Annotated in this window: 7 protein-coding genes and 1 pseudogene; 1 reads left to right on the forward strand and 7 read right to left on the reverse strand. The window is 64.1% G+C overall.

Annotated elements, in window-relative coordinates; all coding sequences use genetic code 11:
• Positions 1-336: pseudogene (locus tag B3D39_RS11245) on the forward strand (ATP-binding protein); the annotation flags it as partial.
• A gap of 28 nt (positions 337-364) precedes the next feature.
• Here the strand turns inward: B3D39_RS11245 and B3D39_RS11250 are convergent.
• The 7 genes from B3D39_RS11250 to B3D39_RS11280 form a co-directional block, all read right to left on the reverse strand.
• Positions 365-1,321, reverse strand: coding sequence for a hypothetical protein (locus B3D39_RS11250; RefSeq protein ID WP_274962748.1), 957 nt, complete (start codon positions 1,319-1,321; stop codon positions 365-367).
• Positions 1,322-1,329: 8 nt separating this feature from the next.
• A complete protein-coding gene (locus B3D39_RS11255) occupies positions 1,330-1,545 on the reverse strand; it encodes a hypothetical protein (RefSeq protein ID WP_274962749.1) in 216 nt (71 codons plus the stop codon).
• 10 nt (positions 1,546-1,555) lie between these two features.
• Positions 1,556-2,221, reverse strand: a complete 666-nt coding sequence (gene scpB / locus B3D39_RS11260) for an SMC-Scp complex subunit ScpB (protein ID WP_274962750.1) — start codon at positions 2,219-2,221, stop codon at positions 1,556-1,558.
• Positions 2,218-3,000 (reverse strand): segregation and condensation protein A, encoded by a 783-nt coding sequence (locus B3D39_RS11265; protein WP_286789689.1) that lies wholly within the window; start codon positions 2,998-3,000, stop codon positions 2,218-2,220. The genes scpB and B3D39_RS11265 overlap by 4 nt, the downstream gene beginning before the upstream one ends.
• Complete coding sequence (gene nagZ / locus B3D39_RS11270; protein WP_274963087.1) at positions 2,993-3,994, reverse strand: beta-N-acetylhexosaminidase; 1,002 nt, start codon at positions 3,992-3,994, stop codon at positions 2,993-2,995. The genes B3D39_RS11265 and nagZ overlap by 8 nt, the downstream gene beginning before the upstream one ends.
• Positions 3,994-5,040 (reverse strand): SPOR domain-containing protein, encoded by a 1,047-nt coding sequence (locus B3D39_RS11275; RefSeq protein WP_274963086.1) that lies wholly within the window; start codon positions 5,038-5,040, stop codon positions 3,994-3,996. Before B3D39_RS11275 ends, nagZ begins: the two co-directional genes overlap by 1 nt.
• 74 nt (positions 5,041-5,114) lie before the next feature.
• Positions 5,115-5,274, reverse strand: a 160-nt coding sequence (locus B3D39_RS11280; RefSeq protein WP_286789690.1) for a DALR anticodon-binding domain-containing protein, incomplete at its 5' end; no start/stop codon positions are given.

Genomic DNA, 5,274 nt, shown 5'->3' on the forward strand with positions numbered 1-5,274 from the left:
CGCCGCTGCTTCTTCCACTACATCCGCTTTCCAGAGCCGGAAGTGATGCGCGAAATCGTCGCCGTCCACTTCCCCGACATCAAGGACCGCCTGCTGACCGAGGCGCTGAGCCAGTTCTACGAGATCCGCGAGACCCCGGGCCTGAAGAAGAAACCCTCGACGAGCGAAGTGCTCGACTGGCTGAAGCTGCTGCTGGCCGAGGATCTGAACCCCGAAGACCTCAAACGCGAAGGCGCGAGCCTGCTGCCGAAACTGCACGGAGCGCTTCTGAAGAACGAGCAGGATGTGCATTTGTTCGAGCGGCTCGCCTTCATGGCGCGACGTCAGGGGCGGTGAGTAGCAACTGATAGTCTAGCCGAACCCCTTATTGAGCCTTTGTCGCATCATCTGGAAGAAGCCGAAAGACGGAGTTTGACTTCTTATCGACGACTATCGGCCCGGCATCTTCTATGACGTCAAATACAAACTCAGGTGTATCCGGCAGCGAATGCGCAGATTCTTTAACTGCCGCACGAACTTTTTCGGGCGTCTCATGCCAGATACGCGCAAACTCAGAGATAGCAATTAGAACGTGGTCCGCTTCTCGCGTAGCCGCGATGGATGTTCCCGCAGTTACCATACCCGCAGTGGACATATAGGCTGTTCCGTTAATCACGAGTGGAACGTTGATCGCCACATTGCGCAGACGACGGCGCTCGTCTTCAGTTGGCTTCTTACCAAGATCGGCAACACCTCGCATCTCGACGAATGCCCCGGAGTTGGGAAATTCAGCGATTAACACCTTTACGAGTTGCTCGGAAGTCCAGTTCCCATGCGCCGCAATATCTAGCAAATAAGCATCGTTCTCTCGAAAATACGCAAACAGCAACGGTCCAGATCGCGTAACGAAACCGTCGGCCTCAACGGTTTTGGACAAATGAAGATGATGGATGCCCCAATCGTTCAACATTAAATCGAGGTCGCGGCGTTTCTGCAATTTTGCTTGATTTCTGGGAAGCTGCGCCGAGATTGTCACTCCTCGACTAAGATATTTCGTCAGAGAATTGCCCTTGGATATGTCCGCGCTGATCGCGTTCAAAGCCAATGCATGTTGCGCTGCCAAGGAATTTGCACTCAGGGCGGCAGAGGCATGAACCGTTCTAGGCGCTTCAGAAATTAGACGGCTCTGCCAGTTGTGGTACGTGACCAACAGTTTATGAGCGTCCAGCCCGTTAACGTAGGCCGCAAGCGCCACATCGCTCTTGTTAAAGGGAAGATGAGCCAAGACCCACTGACGAACGCTTTCGTAGAGCGCTGCTTCGATAGCGTTGACCTCACCCATTCCCTTCCTCAAAACCGCCGCGTGATCCGCGCCGCCTTCCGTGCCCGCTTCACCGCTTCACGCGCGGTCTGGGCTTGCTTGCGCTCCTGCGCCGTCATCGGGCCCGCGCTCTTGCCCTTGCCGCCCCGCTTCGAGGCCATGCCGACGCCCTTGTTGATCCCCCAGTTGATCCCGCGGCGCAGGAACATCCGGATGACCATGTTGATGATCTGGTTGAGGTTCATCTGATCCCTCTCAATCCTCGAACAGCTCGGACTGGCCGGTCTGGGCTTCGTCCTCCTCGCCCTCCTCGTCGTCATCCGAGCCTGCACCCGGCAGGGGGCGCGAGTCCAGCAGACCGGCGGCGCGCAGCTCCTTGAGGCCCGGCAGGTCGCGGGCGCTCTCGAGGCTGAACTGGTCGAGGAATTCCTGCGTCACGACGAAGGTGACGGGGCGGCCCGGCGTCATCCGGCGGCGACCGAAGCGGATCCATTCCATCTCCAGCAACTGGTCGATCGTGCCGCGCGAGACGGCGACGCCGCGGATCTCTTCGATCTCGGCGCGAGTGACCGGCTGGTGATAGGCGATGATCGCGAGCGTCTCGACGGCGGCGCGGGACAGCTTGCGCTCCTCCACCGTCTCCTTCTGCATCAGGAAGGCGAGATCGGGCGCAGTGCGCACGGCCCAGGCGTCGCCGACCTTCACCACCCGCACGCCGCGCCCCTCGTAGCGCTTGCGCAGATGCACGAGCGCCTCGGCGGGGTCGCAGCCATGCGGCATCCGCTCTTCCATCTCGCGGATGCGGACGGGTTCGGCAGAGGCGAAAAGGATCGCTTCGACCATTCGCTCCTGCGCGGCGATGGGCGGCGCCGCGAAAAGGGTTTCTTCTTTTTCTTCAGTCTGTTCCGGCTCGTCATTCATGTTTTCTTCCGGATCGAAATGGGTTGGAACGTATCGCTCTGGCGCAGCTCGATCTGGCCTTGCTTGGCCATCTCCAGCGAGGCCGCGAAGGTCGCGGCGGTGGCCGAGCGTCGGCGTTTGGGATCGGCGGTCCAGCCGTCGGGCAGGAAGGTGGTCAGTTCCGACCAGCCGCCCGCGAAACCGATCAGCCCGCGCATCCGGTCCAGCGCCTCCTCCATCGTGAAGACATTGGTCCGATCGAACGCATAGGGGCGGAATTCATCGCGCGTGCGGATGCGCGCATAGGCCTGCATCAGGTCCATCAGCGAGGCCGAATAGGTGACCTTGCGGACGCGCTCGACCTCTTCCGAGATACCGCGCGCGAAGGTGTCGCGCCCCAGCCGGTCGCGCGCCATCAGCTGCGCCGCCGCCTCGCGCATCGCCTGCAGGCGTTCCAGCTGGAAGGCCAGATGCTCGGCCAGATCTTCCGCCGAGGGGCCTTCGGCCTCCGGGTCGGGCGGGAGCAGCAGCCGCGATTTCAGGAAGGCGAGCCATGCCGCCATCACGAGGTAATCGGCGGCCAACTCGATGCGCAGCGCCTTCGCGCGGTCGACGAAGGCCAGATATTGCTCGGCCAGTTGCAGCACGGAGATTTTGCGCAGATCGACTTTCTGGCTGCGCGAAAGCGTCAGCAGAAGGTCGAGCGGGCCTTCGAACCCGTCGACATCGACGATCAGCGCCTCGGCCTGAAGCCGATCCGCTACCGTTTGCGAGTCGAACAGATTGTCGGTGTCACTCATCCATGCCGCCGCTCAAGAGTGCCTCAAGTTCGGCATCGAGCGCGGCCATGTCAACTGTCTCGGGCGGCAAGCGCCGGTCCAGCGCAGCCTCGGCGCGCGCCTTTGCCGCCTCGCTCATCGCCCGGGCGGCCATCGCCACTTCTTCCATCGCGGGCATGTCGCCCTTGCAATGGAGCACCAGATCGCAGCCCGCAGCCAGCGCGGCAGCCGTGCGTGTCCCGAAGCCACCCGCCAGCGCCTCCATCCCGATATCGTCGCTCATCAGGAGCCCGCCGAAGCCGATCTCCTCGCGGATAATCTTGATGATCTTCGCGCTTTGCGTCGCGGGGGCGTCATCTAGCGCAGTGAAGCGGATATGTGCGGTCATCCCCAGCGGGAGATCAGCGAGCGCCGTGAAGGGCGCGAAATCGCTCGCGATCAGATCGGCCTTGGAGGCCTCGACCACCGGCAGGTCCTTGTGGCTGTCGGAGATCGCACGGCCGTGGCCGGGAATATGCTTGATCACCGGCAGCACGCCGCCCGCCAGCAGCCCGTCGGCCGTGGCGCGCGCATTGGCGATCACGGTGGCCGCATCCTTACCCAGACAGCGGTTTTGCAGGAACGGATGGGTCAGAAGCCCCGCGATATCGCAGGTGGGCGCGCAGTTCACGTCGATGCCGACCGCACGCAGCTCCTCCGCCATGATCCGCGAGCGCAGCCAGAAAGAGCGCGGCGCCGCATCCCCTGCCCGCTTCGCCTGCTCCAGCGGCGGCAGCCATTCGCGCCACTGGGGCCCGCGCATCCGCTGCACCCGCCCGCCTTCCTGATCGATCAGCACCGGCGCATCGCGCCCCACGGCCCCGCGCAGCGCATCGGTCAGCCGGGCGACCTGCTCGGGCGTGTCTATATTGCGCGAGAACAGGATGAAGCCCCACGGGTCGGCCTCGCGGAAGAAATCGCGTTCACGCGCGGAGAGCTCGGTCCCCTCGCAGCCGAAGATCGCGGCGACGCCCATCAGCGCGCCTGCGTCGGGATGCAGTTCTGCCGCTCGGCCACGAGGGCGGCGCAGAACTGGCGCGCTTCGGTCACGTCGTCAAAGCCCGCGACGCGCAGGCGATAGAAATCGCGCCCGCCGGAGCTCGCCTTCTGAACCACGCGCTTCTTGCCGGACATCAGCGCATCGAAGCGCTTGGCGATGCGGTCCCATTCGCCCTTGGCGGCGGACTCAGTGTCGAAGGCGCCAAGCTGCACAAGGCGCGTGCCTGCGGACAGTTCCGCAGGATTGATGTCAACAACGCCTTTTTCGGCCTGTCCCGCCGACATCTGCTTCGTCACTGCCTGCTCCAGCGCCGCCGCCAGAAGCTGATCGCGCATCGGCTTGGTCTGCGGCCGCGGCGAGCGCGAGACGCCCGGAACCGTAGCCGGGATCACGCCACTGACCGCTTCGCTCTCGGGCGTTGCCTCCTGCTCGACCGCATCGGGGCGCGTCTCGGGCATGGCCGGGCTCATCAGCGCGGGCTTCACGGGAATGTCGGGCGCGTCTTTCACCTGCGAGGGATCGGCATTGAGCGCAGCAGGCTCGAGCGCCGCGATTGCGGCCTCTACGGCCGGATTGGACGCAGGGTTGGCCTCATCGCCTGCCACCTTGGCCTCTGCCGCCAACTCGCCCATCGGCTTGTCATCGTCGGTGAAGCCCTCCGGGCTGGGCGCGAGCGTCACTTTCTCGGGCGCAGGCGCCGCCTGCCCCGTGCCAGCGACGTCGTTCACGGCCAGACCGGTATGGCGCGCAAGTTCGCCGCCCGGGTCCTCGGGCGCGATCCGGGCGGGCCCGTCCATCGCGCGGATCACCGGCACGCCGTTGAGATCGCGCATCGCCAGCTTGTAGCCCCAGACCACCAGACCCGCGATCATGGCCACGGATGTCAGTGCGCCGGCCACATTGACCCATCGCGACACGACGCGTGGCGCACGTTCAGGAGCGGGATCTTCGGGATGCGCGTAATGGGGCTGCGGGTGTTCATGCCCGTAACCCCCACTCTCGCGGTAGTCGTAGGTCGTCATGCTCGTCGCCTCGCCGCCGGTTGCCCGGCCTTGCCCGGTTGACCCGGAATTTGCCTGTTCCCGGCGGCGTGCGTTTATCGCATCTCTTCAGCCGGGGTCACGCCAAGAATACCAAGACCGGCGGAAATGACAACGGCGCTGGCACGGGCAAGGGCGATTTTCGCCGCCGATGCGGCCTCATTGCCATCCTGCAGGAAGCGCAGGGCCGGCTCGTCATTGCCACGGTTCCACAGG

This window comes from Thioclava sp. UBA3469, assembly GCF_002378135.1.
Classification (GTDB): domain Bacteria; phylum Pseudomonadota; class Alphaproteobacteria; order Rhodobacterales; family Rhodobacteraceae; genus Thioclava; species Thioclava sediminum.